This window comes from Pseudoalteromonas sp. P1-8, assembly GCF_001399985.1.
Lineage (GTDB): Bacteria > Pseudomonadota > Gammaproteobacteria > Enterobacterales > Alteromonadaceae > Pseudoalteromonas.
The window spans coordinates 61,476-84,526 of sequence record NZ_LJSO01000010.1; the positions used below are offsets into that span (position 1 = coordinate 61,476).

Sequence of the window (23,051 nt, forward strand, 5' to 3'; positions counted from 1 at the left end):
TCGCCTTAGTCTAAGACTATCCTAGCTTGAACAAGCCAATATTGAGTTAGCATTTTCATTGAATCAACTAAATCATAATAGCTAGAAGGCTTGGTCATAAAGGCGTTAGTACCTAAGCTATAACATTGCTTAATATCAACTTCTGAATCAGAAGTCGTAAAAATTATGATGGGAATATGGCGGTAAAGCTCCGATTTTTTTAGTTCAACTAGCGCTTCTTTTCCACCCTTTCGTGGCATGTTTAGGTCTAATAAAATAAGGCTAGGTAAAATTTTGTTTTTATCGAGCGACTCAAGTAATTGCATGCCGTCATCAACAAATTGAATTTTATTTTCATCGACATTGTTTTCAACAAGGGCATCTCGGATAAGCTCTTGATCATCGAGATCATCATCCGCAACTAAAATATAGCTCACAGAGCGTAATTTTTTGGTAAATAATTTGTCGTTAAACATTGGCAGCTCCTGATTTCATCAAATGTGGCTCATCTATTCCATGTAGATACTTTTTAATAAAAACAACAAATTAAATAATTAGTTACTTGAGTAGTATATACTTTAGTTAAGCAAGTGTTATATTAACTTGCTTATACCCATAATACAAACATAAGTTTATTAATAATCTAATGCCATTAAATCATACTAGTACGAACAGAGTGACAGCTCTACGCGAAAATTTGAACCTTTCTCAACAAGAATTTGCCGATAAAATAGGTATAACACAGGGGGCTTTATCACAGTTGGAGGCTGGAAAGTCGACCTTGTCTCTCAGTACTATCACTAAAATCAGCCAAGTGTTTAATGTTGATTGTAACTGGCTTATTTTAGGTATTGAGGGGTACGATGAATCGAACTTTCAGAGTTATCAAAAAGCCTTAGAGACTTCATTTATCCCGCTAGTTAATGAAGAAGCTCACGCTGGATATATAGAACAGTGCAGTGATGAAGACTATATTAAAACTCTGGATGTTTATAAAATCCCAGGGTTTGAAAATGGTAATTATCGTCTATTCGAAGTTGAAGGCGATAGCATGATGCCAACTATCCGCCCTAGAGAAACGCTGATCACTGAGCAGATCAAGGATATTAAGCAGTTAGAGAATGGTTCAGTGTGTGTTGTTGTCACTAAAGATGGCATTGTAGCTAAACGTCTCTTTAGCCATGACACAGACCCTATCAGTTACTTATTTAAGAGTGATAACCCTGAGTACAAAACATATTCAATTCAGGGAAGTGATATCTTAGAAATCTGGCGTGTAAAAGCAAAAATAAGCTCTATAACAGATCAAGATTCACAGATTCAAAGTCAGCGTTTCCAGTCTATTGAAAATGAAATTAGACAACTTAAAGAGCATATTAGTAGACTGTTACCGCCACAATCGTAGCGGTAATAACTAAAGCTGACTGAGTTTTATATCTCTTAGTGGTAAGTTGACGTAAAACTGAGAGCCTTCATTGATATTTGCTTCTGCTGTAATTGTTCCATGGTGTCGTTCGACTATTTTCTTACAAATAGCCAAGCCTAACCCTGTTCCTTCGTATGCTTGTTTAGAGTGAACCCGTTCAAAAAGGTTAAAGATTCTGTCTTTAAATTCATTATTAAAACCTATTCCATTATCAATGACAGCGATAACAATATGCTCGTCTGTTCGCTCAACTGACTTAATCCCTATAATGGGTGGTTGATGTGGGTGACTAAATTTAAGCGCATTAAGAATTAAGTTTTGAAATAAACGCTGGATTTGTCGTTTATCACCATAGATTTCACCGATATCTTCTATATGAAACACCGCTGACTTATCAGCTATAATTAGCTCAAGGTCATCAAGAATATCATCAAAAACATCTTGTGCTGAAAAGTGACGAAACTCTTCGCCTTTTCGATTGATTCTAGAAAAACTCAATACTCCTTTGATAAGTTTTTGCATTCTTTCGGCAGAATCCATCATACGAGAGATATAAGAAGCGTTTCTTTCTCCAATCTGTTCTTTAGAGTTTTGCAGGCGATCGCCGAACATTTGTATTTTTCGTAAGGGTTCTTGTAAATCATGAGACGCAACAAAAGCAAACCGTTCTAACTCTTGGTTAGACTCTTCAGATTTTCTAAGTGCGATTTCAAGGTCAAGCTCGGCTTGTTGTCGAGTGAGTATTTCCGACTTTAAAGCGGCGGTTCGCTCATTAACTTTAGTTTCTAGTAAGTCGTTTAACTTTTTAAGGCGCTCAGATTTTTCGATAACATGATTAACTAGGTGATTGCGAAACTTTATAGCGCAAGATATTTCGTTTGCCTTCCAAGGTGAGCATTTATTACGTACATTCTCTTGCCATAAACGAAATGAGCTACGAGGCATAAGGCGGTGACTACCGTCGTCAAGAAATTCGATTATCTTTTCAGGTTTCCCACCCCAATTCTTTGTTTCAATCAACTCTTTACGAAACCACATAATAAATAGGTTTTCATTAGTAGAAACAGGCATAGCAAGTACGCCGCTTGCAATATTAGCAAACTTACTAAATTCAGCATTTTCATTAGACAAATGATGGTTATGATAAAGCAGTTTATCTTCTAAGTGGTTGCTTTTTAACCACTCAAATAAATGATAAATATCATCGTTTGCGGGTACATCCCCAAAACTTTCAATATCTTTTTCTAGCCGCCAAGCAACACCATCAGCACTTAGCATGTTAAGTAAAGCAGGAACTTGTTTACGTAAGCCATCAATGAAAAAGACTTCTTCAGACATATGCTCTGCTATTTCTGCACTGATGGCGGTGGCTTTAGCTTCTTGAATCGCTTCGGTAGATTGTGTTTTGAGGGAAATTATATATGAGAGCATCAACCCCATATACTGTGCAACTTGTCGTGCCTCAAAAGGGACAACATGGCTTGAATAGTGGTGACAAGCAATTAACCCCCATAATTTACCAGCAATAATAATACTGATAGACATTGATGCTTTAACACCCATATTGCGTAAATATTGGCAATGAATGGGGGATACACTTCTGGTTATACACGTGCTTAAATCTACAGGCTTGTCTTGTGGGTAGATAGGTGATACTTCAGCATCCACATCTGCAAGTAACCTTATAGGATTACGCAAATATAAAGCGCGTGCTTGCTTTGGAATATCTGACTCGGGAAAGTGTTGATGTAGAAATGAGTTTAACTCATTTTTTTTAGCTTCTGCTACGACTTGACCATTATATTCATGGTCAAACTGATAGAGCATAACGCGATCAAAACCTGTTAAGTTACGGACTTCTTCTACTGCTGTGTCGAATGATGAATTTAGCTCTTTTTTGTCAGCAATTAGGTGAAGAGATTGCTTCATCAAGTAATTCATGGGGTCAATACTTGAGTGCTCTTTCTTTATATCAAACTCAAGTTCAATGAGTAAGTATTCATCGTTACGAGAAATAACACCTTTAATAGAAGTCTCAGGCGATTTACCTTTTAACTCAATCTTGAGTGGGTTAATGGCATGAAAGTCCTTATGGGCTTTATTTTTCTCGATAATGTCGGCTGTATTTGCTGCAAACACATTACTTATATGTGAGCCTAGTATGCGCTCTTTTTGTGTGTTTAAAAGTGCTAAAATGTTTTCGCTGAAATAGCATATTTTGAGTGTTTCAGGGTCAACAACAAGCAAGTAGCCATGCGGTTGAATAGAGCCTGGAATATGAATGGGTTCTTTATGGCAATTATCTAATGAGACTTCAAACTTATTGCTCAATTTATATCTCCAAGCGCTTGAGAGATTAAGCTAAATGCCTTATTTGCTCCCAATAAAATGTCATCTGCTGAGTTTGGGTTGTCGTTATGATACTGCTTTAGTGCGTGGATAAATTGAGCCCACTTCTGATTCCTAAGTTCACCATAACTATAAAAAAAACGGATCCCTTCAAGCTCATTTATCCAATTATGCTTTTTAAGCGCTTTAAATATGTGACCTCCACCCATGGTGGCTCCCTCCATTACATACATCATTCCAAATGCATGTGATACGTTGCAGATATTTTTTAAATCATCGTGTTTATATAATTTAACAGATGGAGCGTGTTGAGATGTTTGCAAATAAGCAATATCTTGATTTAACCAGCTTAGCTTGCTGCGGCCAAAAAGTAGATGTTTTGTGGCACCATAGGTTGATATAGCATCCTCCATAATAGAATAGCTACTATGCATTGCGATTAAAATTTCTAAATACGATTGTTGGGTCATATTTTTATCGAATAATACTGCACCTAGTTGTTTTTCCACACGAGAGTGAAGGAAGTCGGTACTATTTTTTATAAAAGTATGAATATTATTTTGATCGCTATTGCAAGTTATTACAGTGGCGTTTGATAAAGCTGAACCCATTGTTATCCTGAACGTATTTGGAGCATTCTAGTAGTATTCGCACCAGTATATACTTAGGTACAAGTATGTAAAATACAAAATTAAGGGTGATTAGGAAAAGGCAACTATTTATTGCGGGTTCAAATGACTTGTAAAGTTAGAAGGTCTTTGTTTATTTACAGAGCAAGTAAATGAATGCAAAAAACCCAGCCGGAGCTGGGTTTTTTAAGCAAAGTGCTTGGGAGGGATAATTACATCATGCCGCCCATACCACCCATGCCGCCCATGCCGCCCATATCTGGAGCAGCTGGCTCATCTTTCGGGATTTCAGCAACCATAGCTTCAGTTGTGATCATAAGACCTGCGATTGAAGCTGCGTACTGTAGTGCAGAACGCGTTACTTTAGTTGGGTCTAAGATACCCATTTCAATCATGTCGTTGTACTCGCCTGATGCTGCGTTGTAACCGTAGTTACCTTCACCGCCTTTCACTGAGTTAACAACAACAGATGCTTCGTCACCTGCGTTAGTTACGATTTGACGAAGTGGTGCTTCCATCGCACGTAGTGCAACTTTAATACCGTGGCTTTGATCTTCGTTGTCGCCAGCAAGTTCAACAAGTTTGCTTGCTACGCGAACTAGTGCAACACCACCACCTGGTACAACACCTTCTTCAACCGCTGCGCGAGTTGCGTGTAGTGCATCTTCAACGCGGTCTTTTTTCTCTTTCATTTCGATTTCAGTTGCTGCGCCAACTTTGATTACTGCAACACCGCCAGCTAGTTTAGCCATACGCTCTTGTAGTTTCTCTTTATCGTAGTCAGACGTCGCTTCTTCGATTTGTGCTTTGATTTGTGCAACACGACCATTGATGCCGTCTTCTTCGCCTGCACCGTCGATGATTGTTGTATCATCTTTAGTGATCACAACGCGCTTCGCTGTACCTAGGTCTTCGATTGTCGCTTTCTCTAGCTCTAAACCGATTTCTTCAGAAATAACAGTACCACCTGTTAACACTGCGATGTCTTGTAGCATTGCTTTACGACGGTCGCCGAAACCAGGTGCTTTAACCGCAGATACTTTAACGATGCCGCGCATGTTGTTCACAACAAGAGTTGCAAGTGCTTCACCTTCAAGGTCTTCAGCAATGATAAGTAGTGGCTTGCTAGCTTTTGCAACAGCTTCTAATGTAGGTAGTAGCTCACGGATGTTAGATACTTTTTTGTCTACAAGTAGAATGAATGGGTTGTCTAGCTCTACAGCGCCTTTTTCAGCGTTGTTGATGAAATATGGAGAAAGGTAACCGCGGTCAAACTGCATACCTTCAACTACGTCTAGTTCGTTTTCTAACGACTGACCTTCTTCAACAGTGATAACGCCTGAATCACGGCCTACTTTTTCCATTGCTTCAGCAATGATGTCACCGATTTCTTTATCAGAGTTAGCAGAAATAGTACCTACTTGTGCAATTGCTTTAGTGTCTGCACATGGAACAGAAAGTGCTTTAAGCTCTTCAACTGCTGCAGTAACTGCTTTGTCGATACCGCGCTTAAGATCCATTGGGTTCATACCCGCTGCAACTGCTTTTAAGCCTTCGTTTACGATAGCTTGTGCTAATACTGTTGCAGTTGTTGTACCGTCACCTGCAGCGTCATTCGCTTTCGACGCTACTTCTTTAACCATTTGTGCGCCCATGTTTTCGAACTTGTCTTCAAGCTCGATTTCTTTTGCTACAGATACACCATCTTTAGTGATCACTGGAGCGCCGAATGATTTGTCTAATACAACGTTACGGCCTTTAGGACCTAAAGTTACTTTTACTGCGTTTGCTAAAATGTTTACGCCAGTTAGCATTTTGCCACGTGCGTCACCTGCAAAAAGTACTTCTTTTGCTGCCATGATTAAATTCCTCTTAAATTCTGTAAACGGGTTGCTAAACGAAAAGTAGGATTAGCCTACAATGCCTAGAATGTTATCTTCACGCATGATCAGGTACTCTTGACCTTCGATCTTTTCAGCTTTTTCAACATAAGAGCCGAACAGCACAGTGTCACCGGCTTTAACTTCTAATGCTCTTACTTCACCGTTGTCTAAAACACGGCCATTACCAACAGCGATAACTTCTCCGCGAGTTGATTTTTCAGCTGCAGAGCCAGTTAATACAATACCGCCAGCAGACTTAGTTTCTTCTTCTAGACGCTTAACGATGACGCGATCATGTAAAGGACGAATGTTCATTTATTTAGTTCTCCTAACAGTTTCTGAACAGTACAGAAAAAATCTTGTGTTATTGCAGGGGAGTGCTAAGCCACCCGTTGCGTTTCATTGCATTCATTAATGGGGGTGGCTTAAAAAAATCCAAGTACAAAAATTAAAAAATTTTAATCTTTTCGCTCAAATTCACCATCAATAGTTGTCGGTTGATGGTTTGGCTCTTCATGAGTGGTTGTTTTACTATGATATTGGAAGTGTGCAGAGCCTTGATTTGCCTGCGAACTCATACGCACAGTTGCTTGACTAGCAAGACCTGCAGCCAGTTTGTTGCGGATTGCTGGCGTGAGTAGTAAAAAGCCAAAAAAGTCAGTCATGATGCCTGGTGTCATTAATAAAACACCGGCGATAATGACACATAATCCAGTAAATAATTCTTTTGCAGGCATTTGCCCTTGTGCCATTTGTAATTGCACGTTTTGAATCGCGCCCATACCTTGCTGCTTCACTAATTTCGCACCGACAATCGCGGTCACAATTACAAGCGCTATGGTGGCAAAGCCGCCGATCACTTCACTCACTTGGATGAGTAACGCGATCTCCACAATCGGCACTAAAATAAATAACAAAAACAAAAATCTAAACATAACGCTCTCTAAAAAATGTCATTCTCTTTCGAGTCAGTGAAATATAAATTGGGGTGAGCAGGTCATTTTTCAAGACGGAACCTAGGATCACCTTGCTCGCTACACATTATAGTTACTATCGGCTACTATGGTGCGACTCACGTAATCAAATAAAGGTTCCTTATGACTACGCATTTTCGACTTATTTTTACGACTTGTGCAAATGAGGCTGAAGCCCGCCAGTTGGCACAACATCTAGTTAAAGAAAAGCTAGCTGCTTGTGTGAATATTTTGCCTACTATTGAATCTATTTACATGTGGGAAGGCGAGGTTACTCAAGCTATTGAGAGTAAGTTACTGATCAAAACTAAGTCAGAAAAAATGAATGAGGTGATCCAAACTATCAAGAAATTGCATAGTTATGAGGTGCCTGAAATTCAGGTCGTTGATGTGGCTACAGGCAATTTAGCCTATTTTAATTGGATGGATGAGGTACTTAATTAATGCGATCGTTCCTTTTATTACTTTGTGCATTGTGGCTTATGCCAGCAAGCGCGAGTAATAACAATTTACTTGGAAATCTACTACAACCTGCGGAGCAAACATTTCTCCCAGTTGATCAGGCTTTTGTTTTCGATTTTGACCAGCAAGGCAAAACCTTATTTATTGGCTGGGATATTGCGCCTGATTATTACCTTTATAAAAAGAAAGTCGAAATTATTGCCAAAGGCGCAGATATTGAAATTCCTGATCTTGGCAAGGGCGTGATTATTGAAGATGAGTTTTTTGGTAAGACCGAGGTATTCTTTGATTCGTTAAGTGTGGTTTCTAAGCTCAGTAACATCACAGAAGGTGCGGTTGTTAAAGTGCGTTTTCAAGGCTGTGCCGAGGCGGGGTTATGTTATCCGCCAGAAGTTAGAACCATTCCTTTATCTGTGATTGCAGGTGAGCAAGTATCACAGGCTGCAGATGCGGGGAACGCATTAGCGGCATTAACACAAGCAGCCGATACTAATGAAGCTTCATCAGCCCCTTCTCAAGAAGTTTCAAAACCAGCTGGTGAGCAGTCATATACCGATAAGCTGGCATCGCAAGGTTTACTAACTAACCTAGTAATCTTCTTTTTAGTTGGTGTTGGTCTTGCCTTTACGCCATGCGTATTCCCAATGTTTCCGATTCTGTCGAGCCTTATAGCAGGTCAGCAGAATTTATCGACTAAAAAAGCGTTCTCGCTGTCGTTTGTATATGTACAAGGTATGGCCGTTACTTACGCAGCACTGGGCTTAGTGGTTGCATCATTAGGTGGGCAAGTACAAGGGTATTTACAGCATCCGACGGTACTAATTAGCTTTAGTATCTTATTTGTATTATTGGCAATGTCGATGTTTGGCTGGTACGAAATCAAATTACCTAGCGGCATGATGAATAAGCTCACTCAGGTTAGTAACCAGCAAAAAGGCGGCAACTATGTTGGCGTATTTATGATGGGTGTACTGTCTGGTTTGATTGCCTCACCGTGTACAACAGCACCATTGTCTGCTGCTTTACTTTATGTGGCGCAAAGTGGTGACTATCTTGTCGGTGGTTTAACACTTTATGTGCTCAGTTTAGGCATGGGCTTACCGTTATTATTACTGGGGACTTCTGGCGGTAAATTACTACCAAAAGCCGGTGGTTGGATGGAGCAAGTGAAAACCCTATTTGGTTTCATTATGCTAGTTGTACCACTTATTCTGCTTGAGCGTATTGTTGATATTGAAATCATTTGGTTAATGGCGGGTTTATTAGCTCTTGCTACAGCACTTTATTTACACCATTGGCAAAGTGGTCAATCACAAGGCAAGCTAAAAACAGCATTGTGGTTTGCAGCAACCTTATTGGTTGTGACTGGGGCGAGTTTAACGAAAAATTATTTTTGGCCTAGTAAAGCGGTGGTTGCTGAAGCTGCTGTAAAAACACATGGTTTTAGACAAGTTGCTAATCTAAGTGAATTAAAAGAAGAAATTGCACAGGCAAGTAGCGAGGGGCGCTTAGTAATGGTCGACTTATATGCCGACTGGTGCGTTGCCTGTAAAGAGTTTGAGCACTACACGTTTCCTGACGCTAAAGTGCAAGAGCAATTTGCTCACTTTGAATTAATTCAAATCGATTTAACTGAAAGCGATGCAAAAACCATAGAGCTAATGGAAGAATACACGGTATTTGGGTTGCCGAGCATTTTGTTCTTCGATAGCCAAGGTAATGAGCTTTTAGAGCAACGCGTAACAGGCTTTTTAAATGCCAAAGACTTTGCAGAACATTTAGCAAAAGTTCGAAATAGCGCTAAATAAACGCAAACGTGCAAGAAAATAGCAAAACGCCACTCATCTGAGTGGCGTTTTCGTATCTGCATCATAAAAAATACTTATTTTAAGTGAAAAATAGCAAATTCACTCAGTGAAGCTCAATTAATCAACAGGAAAACGCTTAGAATGACCCTGTTGTGTGCCTTGCTATGCTTGACTTTGCCAAGAATAGGGAGTGATTAGACCAGTATTTTGCTGCTATTTACGTCGAAATATCTATAATAGGTGGTTAACGTGAGAAATAGTTGCTATTTTACATCAGCACGCTTAGGTTAAGCGTGGGTTTATGATGAATATGGTTAAACTGCTTACTTATAGGATATATCGCGTATTATGGCTGCAAAATTCAAACTTTTAGTTCTAAATGGGCCAAATTTAAACATGCTTGGCAAGCGTGAACCAGAAAAGTACGGCACTCAATCTCTTGATGAGATTATAGCTGAACTTAGTCAGGTTGCTGCCGGTCTCAATGTTGATTTAACGCATTTCCAAAGTAACAGTGAAGCTGCATTAATAGAACGCATTCACGATGCATGGCAAGCGGTTGATGCAATTATTATCAACCCTGCTGCATTTACGCATACAAGCGTAGCCTTACGGGATGCATTACTCAGTGTAAACATTCCCTTTTACGAGGTGCATTTAAGTAATGTGCATGCTCGAGAAGCATTCCGTCATCATTCGTATTTTTCGGATGTGGCACAAGGCGTCATTATTGGATTAGGAGCAATGGGTTATAAGGTGGCACTTGAAGCTGCTGTTAGCCGGTTGCAAAACACACATTAATTTTTAAATAACTAACAGGCGGGTCGTTCAATGGATATTCGCAAGATCAAAAAACTTATCGAATTAGTAGAAGAATCTGGTATTGCTGAATTAGAAATCACTGAAGGTGAAGAGTCAGTACGCATCAATCGTAACAATATGTCTGCAGCACCTGCAATGCAGTATGCACCACAACAGTTTGCAGCACCTGCGCCAGCAGCGGCACCAGCTCCTGTAGCAGAAGCTCCAGCAGCAGAAGCGGCTGCTCCAGCTGCACCGACTGGTCACCAAGTTAAATCTCCTATGGTAGGTTCATTCTACTCAGCGGCTTCTCCAGAAGCAGCACCATACGTAGAAGTAGGTTCTAAAGTAAATGTTGGCGATACGTTATGTATCGTTGAAGCAATGAAGATGATGAACCAAATCGAATCTGATAAAGCAGGCACAGTAAAAGCTATCTTAGTTGAAAATGGCGAGCCAGTAGAATTCGATCAACCTTTATTCATCATTGAATAATAGCGCAACAAAAGGCCAACTCTATGTTAGATAAAGTAGTCATTGCAAACCGAGGTGAAATTGCACTTCGCGTACTGCGCGCCTGCAAAGAGCTTGGGATCAAAACTGTTGCTGTGCATTCAACGGCAGACCGTGATCTTAAGCACGTGTTACTGGCAGACGAAACAATTTGTATTGGTAAACCAGCAGCCACTGAAAGTTACTTAGATATTCCGCGCATTATTGCAGCGGCAGAAGTAACAGACGCAGTTGCTATCCACCCAGGTTATGGTTTCCTTTCTGAAAATGCAGACTTTGCTGATCAAGTTGAGCAAAGCGGCTTTGTATTTATCGGTCCTAAAGGCGACACAATTCGTTTAATGGGTGACAAAGTTTCTGCAATCGAAGCGATGCGTAAAGCCGGTGTACCTTGTGTACCAGGTTCTGATGGCCCATTAACGGCAGACAGTGAGCGCAACATTCAAATCGCTAAGCGTATTGGTTACCCTGTAATCATTAAAGCAGCAGGCGGCGGCGGTGGTCGTGGTATGCGTGTTGTTCGCAGCGAAAAAGAACTGATTGATTCAATCGCTCTTACTCAGCAAGAAGCAAAGCAGTTCTTCGGTAATGGTATGGTTTACATGGAAAAATTCCTTGAAAACCCACGTCACATCGAAGTTCAAGTACTTGCTGATGGCCAAGGCAATGCAGTTCACTTAGGTGAGCGTGATTGTTCAATGCAACGTCGTCACCAAAAAGTTGTTGAAGAAGCGCCAGCGCCAGGTATCACAGCTGAAATGCGTAAGTTCATCGGTGACCGTTGTACTCGTGCATGTATCGAAATCGGTTATCGCGGTGCAGGTACGTTCGAATTCTTATACGAAAACGGCGAGTTCTATTTCATCGAAATGAATACCCGTATTCAGGTTGAGCACCCTGTAACAGAAATGGTTACTGGCGTTGACTTAATCAAAGAACAGCTAAAAATTGCAGCGGGTCAACCATTATCATTCACACAAGAAGATGTGGTTATTCGTGGTCATGCAATTGAGTGCCGTATTAATGCGGAAGACCCAGACACCTTTATTCCATCACCAGGTAAAATCACGCGATTCCACCCTGCTGGCGGTTTAGGTATTCGTTGGGACAGCCACATCTACGCAGATTACACAGTACCACCTCATTACGATTCAATGATTGGTAAGCTGATCTGTTACGGTGAAAACCGTGATGTAGCTATTGCTCGTTCACGCAATGCGTTAAACGAATTAGTGATCGATGGCATCAAGACCAACACACCACTGCACAAGAAAATCTTGGCAGATGAAAACTTCCAAAACGGTGGCACAAACATCCACTACCTTGAGAAGAAACTAGGTCTGTAAACAAAATTCTGTTTAAGCTAAAAAGCCGGCAACTTTGCCGGCTTTTTTTTGTCAAACTAGGCATAAGAGCGGCTCTCGCCTTACAAAATTATTCTGGTATGATTAACAAAGTAATGTGTTTTTAGTTTTTCATGAGGTAATAATGACCGACAGTGTTGGTTTTCCACTCGCTGATGAAGCAGCAACGGTTAATATGGGTAAGCAACTTGCAACCTTGATGGAGCAAGGGGCAGTCATCTATTTACATGGTGATTTAGGTGCCGGTAAAACGACATTAACCCGTGGTATCGTGCAAGGCTTCGGTCATCAAGGTAAGGTTAAGAGTCCGACTTATACACTGGTTGAGCCTTACCAATTAGCTAAAGCTGATGTCTATCACTTTGATTTATATCGCTTAGGTGACCCTGAAGAACTTGAATATATGGGAATTCGTGACTATTTTTCACCACAGGCTATTTGTGTTGTGGAATGGCCAGAAAAAGGCGGCGAATTTATTCCAACACCGGATCTTGATATCACCCTACGCTATGAAGGCGAGGCGCGTGCCATTGCAATTAACAGCTTAACCGAACGTGGTCAGGCAATTGTTCAGCAACTTAAGAGCGCGCAAGAATAAACATATAAAAATAAAGGTGTATTAGTAAAAATGGGTCGTTGTACGTTTAAACTATTAACTACTTTGATGTTATTGGTTGTGAGCCAGATTGCGCTTGCACAAAATACTATTAATAGCGTACGTGTGTGGCCTTCACCTGACAGCACTCGTGTGGTCTTTGATTTAAACGATAAACCTGATTTCAGCTATTTCATGCTGAAAAATCCAGCTCGTTTAGTCATTGATTTAAAAAATACCGACAAACTAGATAGCTTGCCAGCTATTCCTAAAAAGCATCAGATTGTTTCAAAACTACGTTACTCAAAACCTAAAGACAGCAAAAGTGTGCGCTTTGTTTTTGAGTTAGCCCGTGCCAGCAAACCAGTGGTATTTGCTTTACTACCAACTGATCCATATGAACACCGCTTAGTGGTTGACCTTGTTGATAAAACACCGAAGGCAGAGCCTGTTGCTTCGACCAACACCAGTGTGAAAAAGCGTGAGCTTCATCAAGAGCGCGATATTGTTATTGCGATTGACGCAGGTCATGGAGGTGAAGACCCAGGTTCAATTGGTCCGTCAGGGACTTATGAAAAAGACATTACGCTACAAATAGCGAAGCGTTTAGAGCGAATGATAGATGCTGAAAAAGGCATGATTTCGCGCATGGTGCGCCGCAGTGACTACTTTGTAAATTTAAACACCCGTACTAGCATCGCCCGTAAGAAAAAAGCTGACTTCTTTGTGTCGATTCATGCGGATGCCTTTACTAGTCCACAGCCAAACGGTGCTTCTGTGTGGGTGCTATCACTGCGCCGTGCAAATTCAGAAATTGGTAAATGGATTGAGGATAAAGAGAAACACTCAGAGCTTTTAGGTGGTGCAGCTGGGGTATTAAAAGATACCGCAAGCGAAAAATATTTAGCGCAAGCACTGCTAGATATGTCGATGGATCACTCGATGAAAACAGGCTTTAGTGTCGCAGAAGAAGTGGTTAGCGAATTACGAAAAGTGGCTAAAATGCATAAGAAACGCCCACAAGCGGCGAGCCTTGCAGTATTAAAGTCACCTGATATTCCGTCTATTTTGGTTGAAACAGGGTTTATCTCGAATCCACGCGAAGAGCGAATGCTAAAAACGGCGCAGCATCAGGAGCGCTTAGCAAAAGCAATTTTCACCTCGATTAAAAATTACTATATGCAAAACCCGCCAGATGACTCGCTATTCGCTAAGTTAAAGTCGCAGTTTCCGACTAAACACAAAGTTCGCCCTGGTGAGTCGTTAAGTATTTTAGCAAGCAGATATAACACCTCTGTGAGTAAGCTAAAAACGGCCAACAACTTAAAATCAAATACCTTATTTATTGGTCAAGAGCTTGATATTCCTCAAAGCTAGTCAATTTTCGTGTTAGGAACACTATGAGTATAGAAATACTACCCGCGCGATTGGCTAACCAAATTGCTGCGGGTGAAGTGGTTGAACGCCCTGCATCCGTTGTTAAAGAGTTGGTAGAAAACAGTTTAGATGCTGGCGCAACGCGCATTCAAATAGATATTGAGCGTGGTGGTCATAAGCTTATTCGCATTCGCGATAATGGCTCTGGCATTAATAAAGATGAGCTAACATTAGCCTTGTCGCGCCATGCCACGAGTAAGCTTAAGTCACTCGATGACCTTGAGAACATCTGTTCATTGGGTTTTCGTGGTGAAGCGTTAGCATCAATTAGTTCCGTGTCGCGGTTAACCTTAAGCTCAAAACCAAAGCAGCAAGAGGCTGCATGGCAAGCGTTTGCTGAAGGTCGCGATATGGCGGTGCAGATTAAGCCAACCGCACACCCTGATGGCACCACCATTGAGGTGAAAGACTTATTCTTTAATACCCCTGCGCGCCGTAAATTTCTTCGCACCGAGAAAACCGAGTTTTCACATATTGATGAGCTCATAAAGCGTATTGCGCTGAGTCGTTTTGATGTCTCTATCACCCTGACTCATAATGGCAAAGTTGTGCGCCAATACCGTGCTAAACCAAACCCTGAGCAAGCAATAGCGCGTGTCGCTCAAGTTGCTGGCAAAGCATTTAGTGAGCAGGGGCTGCATATTCAATCAGGTGAAGCTGGTTTGATGCTGCGCGGTTGGGTATTACCCGTGGGCTCAACTAATAGCACGCAATATACCTATGTGAATAATCGCATGATGCGCGATAAACTTATTTTGCATGCAATCCGTCAAGCCTTTGAAGAAGTCGCAGGTTCAGAAGAGCTGCCCGGTTTTGTCATTTATATTGATATTGACCCACGTCAGGTCGATGTAAACGTGCACCCAGCAAAACATGAAGTGCGTTTTCATCAAGGCCGTTTAGTGCATGACTTTATCCTGCAGGCAATAAAACAAGTGGTGGTGCCGCTTCAGCACGAAGCTGGTTTTACAGAGCATAATGACACTGCTTTTCAGCATGCTCCGTTTGATGAGGCGCACTCAAGCAGCACACAGCCAAGTTTTACTCAATCAGCGCCAACAGAGCAGTATGATTACCCTAAATCTGAATTACAGCCGACACGTTCAGCGAGTTATTCTGGGGCAACTGGAGCAGGTCGCTCTGGCGGTGGTTTTAGTAGTGACAGCCAAGGTCGCAGTAAAACATCGCACCAAGATGTCAATGCATTTTATCAAGGGATCAGCGAGCAACATGCTGCGCATTTTGACCAAGTACGCCCTGAACCAAGTGTTACAGCACCGGTTGTAGAGCAAGCAAAACTTGCCAAGCTTATTCATGTACGAGATGGCGAGTGCGTATTTAGTGAAGACAACCAACTCTTTGCTGCGCACTTTAAGCATGCATTAGCACTCGACTGGCAAGCGCACGTAGAGCAAGCAGGTAGCCTTGATGGCAAAGCCTTGTTGTTACCTGTGCGAGTAAATGCAAGTGCTGATGATATTAGTGCTTTAAATGCTCAGCAGTCGTGGTTTACCTTACTTGGTTTTGATTTAGTCATTGAAAAACAGTTTGTGATGGTGAAAAAGCTTCCGCCTTGTGTCTATTTACTTGATGTAAGTGATGCTATTGAGCGACTTATTGCTGGCTGTAAAGCCTCACCAAGTTCACTCGATGAATGGTTAGCTTGGTTAGCTCAGCAAATCCCAGCACGCTATTACGCAAGCCAAGCCTTTTTGGAGCAAGTGGCTCGGTTAGAAAATAATCCACAAACTATGCAACTTTTACGTCAAAAAGCAGTTAAAATAGAACTATCTCAGTTTTTAAACTAAGCAAGGTATTTAGGCTTGAATAACTTACCCGTCATTTTTTTAATGGGACCAACCGCTGCAGGGAAAACAGATTTAGCAATTTCGCTGTGTGAGCATTTAAACACAGAAATAATCAGTGTTGATTCAGCATTAGTCTATAAAGATATGGACATCGGCACCGCAAAACCAAATGCCGAAGAGCTTGCTCGTGCGCCGCACCACTTGATCGATATTATCGACCCAGCAGATAGTTATTCAGTGGCAGATTTTCGCCGTGATGCAATTGAAAAGATTGATCTATTTCATCAGCAAGGTAAAGTACCTGTATTGGTTGGCGGTACAATGATGTATTTTAAGTCGCTTATTGATGGCTTATCACCGCTACCAGAGGCATCACCTGAAGTACGTGCTGAACTCGAAAAGGAAGCAAAGCAGTTTGGCTGGCCACATTTGCATAAAGAGCTTGTGAAAATCGATCCTGATGCAGCAAAAAAAATGAGCGAAAATGATTCGCAAAGAATTAATCGTGCATTAGAAGTGTATCGTATTACAGGCAAAACAATGACTGAGCTGCAAAAACAAAAGCAGCCTGAGCTTCCTTATACTTTCCATCAATTTGCCATTGCACCTGATGATCGCAGTGAATTACATCAGCGAATTGAGAAAAGGTTTAAAATAATGCTCGATCAGGGGTTTGAAAATGAAGTTTCATCCCTATATAAACGTAATGATTTACACCCAGACCTGCCTTCGATTCGTTGTGTGGGTTATAGACAAATGTGGGATTACATTGCTGGCGAAATTGACTATGATGAAATGGTCTTTCGTGGTATTGCAGCCACACGGCAGTTAGCCAAGCGACAACTCACTTGGTTAAGAGGTTGGCCTGAAGTAACTTGGTTGACCACGGGTGATGAAGAAAACTTGCAACGTGTAGTAAGTTCGCTAAGCTAGTAGTAGCTGGAAGTTTTTTAGCTTTGTTAAATTAGTTCAGCTACTTAATTATAATAACACCTAGAACGAAGGAAAATAACATGGCAAAAGGCCAGTCGTTACAAGACCCATTTTTAAATGCGTTACGTCGTGAGCGCATTCCAGTATCAATCTTTTTGGTTAATGGCATTAAATTGCAGGGTAAAATCCAGTCATTTGACCAATTTGTTATTTTACTTGAAAACACCGTAAATCAAATGGTGTATAAACACGCTATTTCAACTGTTGTTCCAGCGCGTTCTGTTAACTTCCAAGGCGTTCAAGGAAGTGATGATTCAGAAGAGCAAGAATCTGGAAATTTTTAAACTTAGGAGCGTAATGCTTGTTTGACCGTTATGAAGCCGGCGAACAGGCAGTTTTAGTTCATATCGACTTACCTAAAGAGGGAGATCGCGAAGATCTTCACGAATTAGAGTTGTTGGTATCTTCTGCTGGTGTTAGTAGTTTGGCGATTGTGCAAGGCAGTCGTCAAGCACCACATCCGAAACTTTTCGTCGGGACCGGAAAAGCAGAAGAAATCGCTGAAACTGTCAAAATCCACAATGCAGATGTCATCATTTTCAACCATCAACTTAGTCCGTCACAGGAACGCAATTTAGAAAGCGTTTGCCAGTGCCGCGTTCTTGATCGTACGAGTTTGATCTTAGATATTTTTGCGCAGCGAGCGCGTACTCACGAAGGTAAACTTCAGGTTGAGTTAGCTCAGTTACGCCACATTTCTACTCGCTTGATCCGTGGTTGGACCCACCTTGAAAGACAAAAAGGCGGGATAGGTTTACGTGGCCCAGGTGAAACCCAGCTCGAAACCGATAGACGATTACTGCGCGCAAGAATTAAAAACATTCGTGCCCGTTTAGATAAAGTTGCTGTTCAACGTGAGCAGGGACGACGTGCGCGTACGCGCAATGAAATTCCAACTGTGTCACTGGTAGGTTATACCAATGCGGGTAAATCAACGTTATTTAACCGTATTACAGACTCAGATGTGTATGCTGCTGACCAGCTATTCGCAACCCTAGATCCAACCTTACGTAAGTTGGATATCGGCGATATAGGTCCAATTATTTTAGCTGATACGGTAGGTTTTATTCGTCACTTACCACATGACCTTGTTGCAGCATTTAAAGCAACCTTAACAGAAACTCGTGAAGCTGATTTACAGCTACATGTTATCGATGTGGCAGACCCTCGTCGAAAAGAAAATATTGAGCAAGTACAATCTGTTTTAAAAGAAATAGAAGCAGATGAAGTGCCGCAATTATTGGTTTATAACAAAATTGATGCGCTAGATGACGTTGCGCCACGTATAGATAGAAACGACGAAGGTCAACCGGTACGAGTCTGGTTGTCGGCGCGCACTGGCGTTGGTTGTGAACTGCTAAGTGAGGCAATTAATGAGTTACTTGCCAAAAAGATGTTTGCTGATGAGCTAAAATTACCACCACAACATGGTCGTATTCGGGCAGCATTATTCAACTTAAATGCAGTTCATCAAGAGTGTTTTGATGAGCAAGGAAACTGGTTATTATCGGTACGCTTGCCAATGGCAGAATGGAATCGCTTGAAAAAAGAGATGGGACAAGACCTCGACTCTTTCGTAGTGACTGATTAAAAATCACCAGCATTTGTCTTTTTTAGTATGAGAAATGCTGTAGATTTGATAGATTTAACCTAATTCATTTAGATAACAATGGAGTATAGCTATGGCCTGGAATGAACCGGGTAATAATGGCAATGATAAAGATCCGTGGAATAATAAAGGCGGAAAAGATCAAGGCCCACCTGATTTAGACGAGGTAATGCGTAAGTTCGGCAACAAGTTTGGCGGTTTATTTGGTGGTAATAAGCCAGGTAAAAACGGCGGTGGACTTGGTGGCGCAGGCATTTCTTTCATCCTTATTATTGCCATCATTGTATGGGCATTAAGTGGTATTTACACGGTAAAAGAAGCTGAGCGCGGTATTGTTTTACAATTTGGGCAATACGATCGCATTGCAGAACCTGGCTTACGTTGGAAAATGACCTTCATTGAACGCGTGATCCCTGTTGATATCGAAGCGGTACGCTCGTTATCTGCTAAAGGTTTTATGCTTACCGAAGACGAAAACGTGGTAAATGTAGAGTTTGAAGTACAGTACCGTGTTATCGACCCACATCTTTACAAGTTCAGCGTTACTGATGCTGACCACAGCTTACAACAAGCACTTGATAGTGCATTACGTTATGTAATTGGCCACGTAAAAATGGACCAAGTACTAACAACAGGTCGTGAGTTAGTGCGTCAACAAACGTGGGATGAGCTTAACAAAATCATCGAGCCATACAATCTAGGTATTATTGTAAGCGATGTGAACTTTAAAGATTCACGTCCACCAGGCGAAGTAAAAGACGCGTTTGATGACGCTATTGCTGCACAAGAAGATGAAGAGCGTTTCATCCGTGAAGCAGAAGCCTATGCTCGTGAAATTGAACCTCGTGCCCGTGGTCAAGTTACTCGTATGACGCAAGAAGCAGAAGCGTACCGTGAACGTATTACATTAGAAGCACAAGGTGAGGTAGCACGTTTTGAAAAGCTATTACCTGAGTACCAAGCTGCTAAAGAGGTAACTCGTAAGCGTCTTTACATCGATGCGATGGAAGAAGTGCTAGGTAACAGCTCTAAAGTGTTAGTTGATGTTGAAGGTGGTAATAACATGATGTATTTACCGCTTGATAAAATCATGGAAAAGCAAGGTACAGCAACACGTGTTGCATTACCAAGCTCAAGTGATATCAAAGACCTTCGCAATAAAATAAACACGTCGCGTAACAGCACGGTAAATTCAAGCAATGACCGTTTCGCAACTGACCGTTTTAATGAGGGGAGATAAGCAAGATGAAAAATTTTAGTTTAGTAATACTTGCCATTGCTATTGTGCTGTCTTTCTCTTCAATTTTTGTTGTGCAAGAAGGCGAGAAGGCAATCGTACTGTTATTCAGCAAAGTTGAAAAAGACAGTGACGACAAGGCTGTAGTATACGGCCCAGGTTTACACCTAAAAGTGCCTTTCTTTAGCCAAGTACGTCGTTTAGATGCACGTATTCAAACGCTAGATGGTGCACCTGACCGTTTCGTAACAAGTGAGAAAAAAGACTTAATCGTTGATTCTTACGTTAAGTGGCGCATTAATGACTTTAGTGCATTCTACCTGCGTGCCCGTGGTGATAAGCAATACGCTGAAACACTACTTAAGCAAAAGGTGAACAACGGTCTGCGTACTAATTTCGGTTCTCGTACTATCAGAGAGATCGTTTCTGGTGAGCGTAGTGAGTTGATGGAAGAAGCATTAGTTCAAGCGTCTGAAAGTGCACAAGAGCTAGGTATTGAAGTACTTGATGTACGCGTTAAGCAAATTAACTTACCACAAGAAGTGAGTAGTTCAATCTTCCAACGTATGCGTGCTGAGCGTACTGCGGTTGCAAAAGAGCACCGTTCTGAAGGTCAAGAAAAAGCTGAAACAATTCGTGCAGAAGTCGACCGCCGTGTAACAGTAATGCTTGCAGACGCTGAGCGTAATGCGCGTACTGTTCGTGGTCAAGGTGATGCCGATGCAGCCGCTATCTATGCTAACGCTTATAACAAAGACGCTGAGTTCTTCGGTTTTGTGCGTAGCCTAGAAGCTTACAAAAACACCTTTAAAAATAAGCAAGACGTGATGGTGATTTCACCTGATAGCGACTTCTTTAATTATATGAAAGGTACAAAAGCACAGTAATTAATATTTGTGTGATAAAAAGCCCTGCTTTATGTAGGGCTTTTTTGTTTTTGCGTGTGATTAATTTTTATCCTTAACTATTTTATAAACCCCTGTTCTGCATGTAGTTGTTTAAGTAATTAAGAAGTTAAAAATTCATGCGCAGAAAAAATAAGCTAAACGGGGTGATCTTTCACCTCGTTTTCTGATAAAATCTCGTCCTAATTTTTTCTAAGTGAATTTGCAATGGGTAAAAACGTTGTTGTACTAGGCACCCAATGGGGTGACGAAGGTAAGGGTAAGGTAGTTGACCTCCTTACAGACAAAGCATCTTTAGTAGTTCGTTATCAAGGTGGTCATAACGCAGGCCATACTCTGGTAATCAACGGTGAAAAGACGGTTTTACACCTTATTCCATCGGGTGTATTACGTGACAATGTTAAGTGTGTGATCGGTAACGGTGTTGTTTTATCACCAGAAGCATTAATGAAAGAAATCGGCATGCTAGAAGAGCGTGGCGTACCAGTACGTGAGCGCTTATTAATCAGCGAAGCATGTCCATTAATTTTACCTTTCCACATTGCATTAGATTTAGCCCGTGAAAAAGCACGTGGCGATAAGCCAATTGGTACTACAGGTCGTGGTATCGGTCCAGCTTATGAAGATAAAGTAGCACGTCGTGGTTTACGTGTAGGTGACTTATTCAACCCTGAACAGTTTGCTAGCAAGCTTAAAGAAGTATTGGAATACCATAACTTCACATTAGAGCATTACTACAAAGCTGAACCAGTTGATTTCCAGAAGACATTTGACGATGCAATGGCTATCGCAGATATCTTAAAAGCAATGGTTGTTGATGTTACTGAGCTTCTTGATCAAACGCGTTTAGCGGGCGACAACATCTTATTTGAAGGTGCGCAAGGTACATTACTTGATATCGACCACGGTACTTACCCGTACGTAACATCATCAAATACTACAGCTGGTGGTGTAGCAACAGGTGCTGGTTTTGGTCCATTACACCTTGATTACGTGCTAGGTATTATTAAAGCTTACACTACACGTGTAGGTTCTGGTCCATTCCCTACAGAGCTTTACGACGGTCTTGATAAACAAGATCCAGTTGGTAAGCACTTAGGTGACAAAGGTCATGAGTTCGGTGCAACGACAGGTCGTTTACGCCGTACAGGTTGGTTAGATGCAGTGGCAATGCGCCGCGCAGTGCAAATCAACAGCATCTCAGGTTTCTGTTTAACTAAACTAGACGTTTTAGATGGTTTAGAAACATTAAAAATCTGTACTGGTTACCAGTTAGAAGATGGCACAGTAACGAACGTTACACCATTAGCAGCTGAAGGTTACGAGAAAGTAACACCAGTATACGAAGAGATGCCAGGCTGGTCAGAAAACACAGTAGGTGCTACGTCAGTTGATCAATTACCGCAAGCGGCACTTGATTACATCAAACGTATTGAAGAAATCACTGGCGTTCCAGTTGATATCATCTCTACTGGCCCAGACCGTGTAGAAACTATGGTATTACGCAGCCCGTTTGCATAATCGTCATAGTGACTGAAAAAAGAAGCTGCCTCGGCAGCTTTTTTTGTGCCCGAAATTCACTCTGGAATGATAATTGTATATTATTTGCTAAGACTGACTTTATTTAAGTGATTTTGATGCGTGTTTTATTGCCTTTAACATTACTCTTCTCAAGCCTAAGCATGGCTGAAGAGCCTATAACAGCTGTGCCTCTGTACACAGAGAGCGAGTTAATTGGCTTGATCAATAAAAATGCACACCTAGCACGTGTAAAGGCAGATGATTGCCAGTTAGTGCAAGATATCGAAGCGCGAGCCAATAAAATGGCACTGCCATCGTATCAGTTCTTGTATGGCGATATGCTAGCTTATGCTGTGTGTGTAGACCGTAATGTAGAGTTAGGGGTCTATTACATGCGTCAGGCTGCTCAACAAGGGCTAGGCGCGGCATTAGAGCAACTTGGTCGCTACTACGATGTAGGCCAGTTAGTGCAGCAAGATAAAGCGATGGCGGTAACCTATTTACGAGAAGCATCAGCCCAAGGCAACTTAAAGGCACAAATGCGACTGGTTAACCTATTTAATCAAGGTTATGGCAGCCCGCGCGATTATGAAGATGCCTACCGTTGGTTATTTCATTCAATGGTTGCCGATAAAGCCGCTCATAAAAAAATTGAGCACTTACTCGCTAAGCTTGCCGAAAAAATGCCAGACAGCGTCGTTGCACGCGCCCGTTTACCTATGTAGGCAAATAAAAATACATGCAAATAAAAAGGCCAG

General features: G+C 41.5%; 22 protein-coding genes. 16 read left to right on the top strand and 6 right to left on the bottom strand.

The window, feature by feature from the left end:
- Positions 1-5 precede the first annotated feature (5 nt).
- Positions 6-455 (bottom strand): response regulator, encoded by a 450-nt coding sequence (locus AN213_RS14385; protein ID WP_055198951.1) that lies wholly within the window; start codon positions 453-455, stop codon positions 6-8.
- 170 nt (positions 456-625) lie between these two features.
- Here AN213_RS14385 and AN213_RS14390 point away from each other — a divergent pair, with 170 nt between their 5' ends.
- Positions 626-1,384: a LexA family transcriptional regulator gene (locus AN213_RS14390; protein ID WP_095209767.1), complete on the top strand. Its 759-nt coding sequence runs from the start codon at positions 626-628 to the stop codon at positions 1,382-1,384.
- A 9-nt stretch (positions 1,385-1,393) separates the two neighbouring features.
- On the opposite strand, the gene AN213_RS14395 is transcribed toward AN213_RS14390, so the two are convergent.
- From AN213_RS14395 to AN213_RS14415, 5 genes are all read right to left on the bottom strand, one after another.
- Complete coding sequence (locus AN213_RS14395) at positions 1,394-3,736, bottom strand: ATP-binding protein (RefSeq protein ID WP_095209768.1); 2,343 nt, start codon at positions 3,734-3,736, stop codon at positions 1,394-1,396.
- Positions 3,733-4,365: a biliverdin-producing heme oxygenase gene (locus AN213_RS14400; RefSeq protein ID WP_055198953.1), complete on the bottom strand. Its 633-nt coding sequence runs from the start codon at positions 4,363-4,365 to the stop codon at positions 3,733-3,735. Before AN213_RS14400 ends, AN213_RS14395 begins: the two co-directional genes overlap by 4 nt.
- Before the next feature lie 230 nt (positions 4,366-4,595).
- Positions 4,596-6,242, bottom strand: coding sequence for a chaperonin GroEL (gene groL / locus AN213_RS14405; protein WP_054552424.1), 1,647 nt, complete (start codon positions 6,240-6,242; stop codon positions 4,596-4,598).
- Between the two features lie 51 nt (positions 6,243-6,293).
- Positions 6,294-6,581: a co-chaperone GroES gene (locus AN213_RS14410; protein ID WP_036973362.1), complete on the bottom strand. Its 288-nt coding sequence runs from the start codon at positions 6,579-6,581 to the stop codon at positions 6,294-6,296.
- 143 nt (positions 6,582-6,724) lie between these two features.
- Positions 6,725-7,201 carry an FxsA family protein gene (locus AN213_RS14415; protein ID WP_054552425.1) on the bottom strand — a complete coding sequence of 159 codons (477 nt, stop codon included), beginning with the start codon at positions 7,199-7,201 and terminating at the stop codon, positions 6,725-6,727.
- A 162-nt stretch (positions 7,202-7,363) separates the two neighbouring features.
- On the opposite strand from AN213_RS14415, the gene cutA reads away from it, so the two are divergent.
- The 15 genes from cutA to AN213_RS14490 all read left to right on the top strand — a co-directional run bounded on the left by cutA (position 7,364) and on the right by AN213_RS14490 (position 23,018).
- Complete coding sequence (cutA, locus tag AN213_RS14420; protein WP_054552426.1) at positions 7,364-7,684, top strand: divalent-cation tolerance protein CutA; 321 nt, start codon at positions 7,364-7,366, stop codon at positions 7,682-7,684.
- Positions 7,684-9,510, top strand: a complete 1,827-nt coding sequence (locus tag AN213_RS14425) for a protein-disulfide reductase DsbD (protein WP_055198954.1) — start codon at positions 7,684-7,686, stop codon at positions 9,508-9,510. The genes cutA and AN213_RS14425 overlap by 1 nt, the downstream gene beginning before the upstream one ends.
- Before the next feature lie 348 nt (positions 9,511-9,858).
- Positions 9,859-10,311 (top strand): type II 3-dehydroquinate dehydratase, encoded by a 453-nt coding sequence (gene aroQ / locus AN213_RS14430; protein WP_054563486.1) that lies wholly within the window; start codon positions 9,859-9,861, stop codon positions 10,309-10,311.
- A gap of 30 nt (positions 10,312-10,341) precedes the next feature.
- Entirely contained in the window at positions 10,342-10,806 is a 465-nt protein-coding gene (accB, locus tag AN213_RS14435; protein ID WP_054552429.1) for an acetyl-CoA carboxylase biotin carboxyl carrier protein, read from the top strand.
- A gap of 23 nt (positions 10,807-10,829) precedes the next feature.
- Entirely contained in the window at positions 10,830-12,170 is a 1,341-nt protein-coding gene (gene accC / locus AN213_RS14440; protein WP_054552430.1) for an acetyl-CoA carboxylase biotin carboxylase subunit, read from the top strand.
- 142 nt (positions 12,171-12,312) lie between these two features.
- Positions 12,313-12,786, top strand: coding sequence for a tRNA (adenosine(37)-N6)-threonylcarbamoyltransferase complex ATPase subunit type 1 TsaE (gene tsaE / locus AN213_RS14445; RefSeq protein ID WP_055020890.1), 474 nt, complete (start codon positions 12,313-12,315; stop codon positions 12,784-12,786).
- 66 nt (positions 12,787-12,852) lie between these two features.
- Complete coding sequence (locus tag AN213_RS14450) at positions 12,853-14,160, top strand: N-acetylmuramoyl-L-alanine amidase (protein ID WP_235575512.1); 1,308 nt, start codon at positions 12,853-12,855, stop codon at positions 14,158-14,160.
- Between the two features lie 23 nt (positions 14,161-14,183).
- Positions 14,184-16,028 (top strand): DNA mismatch repair endonuclease MutL, encoded by a 1,845-nt coding sequence (mutL, locus tag AN213_RS14455; protein WP_055198955.1) that lies wholly within the window; start codon positions 14,184-14,186, stop codon positions 16,026-16,028.
- Positions 16,029-16,043: 15 nt separating this feature from the next.
- Positions 16,044-16,961, top strand: a complete 918-nt coding sequence (gene miaA / locus AN213_RS14460) for a tRNA (adenosine(37)-N6)-dimethylallyltransferase MiaA (protein ID WP_082401722.1) — start codon at positions 16,044-16,046, stop codon at positions 16,959-16,961.
- An 80-nt stretch (positions 16,962-17,041) separates the two neighbouring features.
- A complete protein-coding gene (hfq, locus tag AN213_RS14465; RefSeq protein ID WP_054552435.1) occupies positions 17,042-17,305 on the top strand; it encodes an RNA chaperone Hfq in 264 nt (87 codons plus the stop codon).
- Positions 17,306-17,322: 17 nt separating this feature from the next.
- Positions 17,323-18,612 carry a ribosome rescue GTPase HflX gene (hflX, locus tag AN213_RS14470; RefSeq protein WP_054563491.1) on the top strand — a complete coding sequence of 430 codons (1,290 nt, stop codon included), beginning with the start codon at positions 17,323-17,325 and terminating at the stop codon, positions 18,610-18,612.
- Positions 18,613-18,703: 91 nt separating this feature from the next.
- Complete coding sequence (hflK, locus tag AN213_RS14475) at positions 18,704-19,870, top strand: FtsH protease activity modulator HflK (protein WP_054563492.1); 1,167 nt, start codon at positions 18,704-18,706, stop codon at positions 19,868-19,870.
- 5 nt (positions 19,871-19,875) lie between these two features.
- Positions 19,876-20,754: a protease modulator HflC gene (hflC, locus tag AN213_RS14480; RefSeq protein ID WP_054563493.1), complete on the top strand. Its 879-nt coding sequence runs from the start codon at positions 19,876-19,878 to the stop codon at positions 20,752-20,754.
- 225 nt (positions 20,755-20,979) lie between these two features.
- Positions 20,980-22,293: an adenylosuccinate synthase gene (locus tag AN213_RS14485; RefSeq protein WP_054552439.1), complete on the top strand. Its 1,314-nt coding sequence runs from the start codon at positions 20,980-20,982 to the stop codon at positions 22,291-22,293.
- A gap of 116 nt (positions 22,294-22,409) precedes the next feature.
- Entirely contained in the window at positions 22,410-23,018 is a 609-nt protein-coding gene (locus AN213_RS14490; RefSeq protein ID WP_055198956.1) for a tetratricopeptide repeat protein, read from the top strand.
- Positions 23,019-23,051 lie beyond the last annotated feature (33 nt).

What these genes read in the sequence shown, in the direction of transcription:
- AN213_RS14385 (WP_055198951.1), bottom strand. Translation starts at nt 455, where the DNA reads ATGTTTAACGACAAATTATTTACCAAAAAATTACGCTCTGTGAGCTAT.
- AN213_RS14390 (WP_095209767.1), top strand. Translation starts at nt 626, where the DNA reads ATGCCATTAAATCATACTAGTACGAACAGAGTGACAGCTCTACGCGAA.
- AN213_RS14400 (WP_055198953.1), bottom strand. Translation starts at nt 4,365, where the DNA reads ATGGGTTCAGCTTTATCAAACGCCACTGTAATAACTTGCAATAGCGAT.
- groL (WP_054552424.1), bottom strand. Translation starts at nt 6,242, where the DNA reads ATGGCAGCAAAAGAAGTACTTTTTGCAGGTGACGCACGTGGCAAAATG.
- AN213_RS14410 (WP_036973362.1), bottom strand. Translation starts at nt 6,581, where the DNA reads ATGAACATTCGTCCTTTACATGATCGCGTCATCGTTAAGCGTCTAGAA.
- AN213_RS14415 (WP_054552425.1), bottom strand. Translation starts at nt 7,201, where the DNA reads ATGTTTAGATTTTTGTTTTTGTTATTTATTTTAGTGCCGATTGTGGAG.
- cutA (WP_054552426.1), top strand. Translation starts at nt 7,364, where the DNA reads ATGACTACGCATTTTCGACTTATTTTTACGACTTGTGCAAATGAGGCT.
- AN213_RS14425 (WP_055198954.1), top strand. Translation starts at nt 7,684, where the DNA reads ATGCGATCGTTCCTTTTATTACTTTGTGCATTGTGGCTTATGCCAGCA.
- aroQ (WP_054563486.1), top strand. Translation starts at nt 9,859, where the DNA reads ATGGCTGCAAAATTCAAACTTTTAGTTCTAAATGGGCCAAATTTAAAC.
- accB (WP_054552429.1), top strand. Translation starts at nt 10,342, where the DNA reads ATGGATATTCGCAAGATCAAAAAACTTATCGAATTAGTAGAAGAATCT.
- accC (WP_054552430.1), top strand. Translation starts at nt 10,830, where the DNA reads ATGTTAGATAAAGTAGTCATTGCAAACCGAGGTGAAATTGCACTTCGC.
- tsaE (WP_055020890.1), top strand. Translation starts at nt 12,313, where the DNA reads ATGACCGACAGTGTTGGTTTTCCACTCGCTGATGAAGCAGCAACGGTT.
- AN213_RS14450 (WP_235575512.1), top strand. Translation starts at nt 12,853, where the DNA reads ATGTTATTGGTTGTGAGCCAGATTGCGCTTGCACAAAATACTATTAAT.
- mutL (WP_055198955.1), top strand. Translation starts at nt 14,184, where the DNA reads ATGAGTATAGAAATACTACCCGCGCGATTGGCTAACCAAATTGCTGCG.
- hfq (WP_054552435.1), top strand. Translation starts at nt 17,042, where the DNA reads ATGGCAAAAGGCCAGTCGTTACAAGACCCATTTTTAAATGCGTTACGT.
- hflK (WP_054563492.1), top strand. Translation starts at nt 18,704, where the DNA reads ATGGCCTGGAATGAACCGGGTAATAATGGCAATGATAAAGATCCGTGG.
- hflC (WP_054563493.1), top strand. Translation starts at nt 19,876, where the DNA reads ATGAAAAATTTTAGTTTAGTAATACTTGCCATTGCTATTGTGCTGTCT.
- AN213_RS14485 (WP_054552439.1), top strand. Translation starts at nt 20,980, where the DNA reads ATGGGTAAAAACGTTGTTGTACTAGGCACCCAATGGGGTGACGAAGGT.
- AN213_RS14490 (WP_055198956.1), top strand. Translation starts at nt 22,410, where the DNA reads ATGCGTGTTTTATTGCCTTTAACATTACTCTTCTCAAGCCTAAGCATG.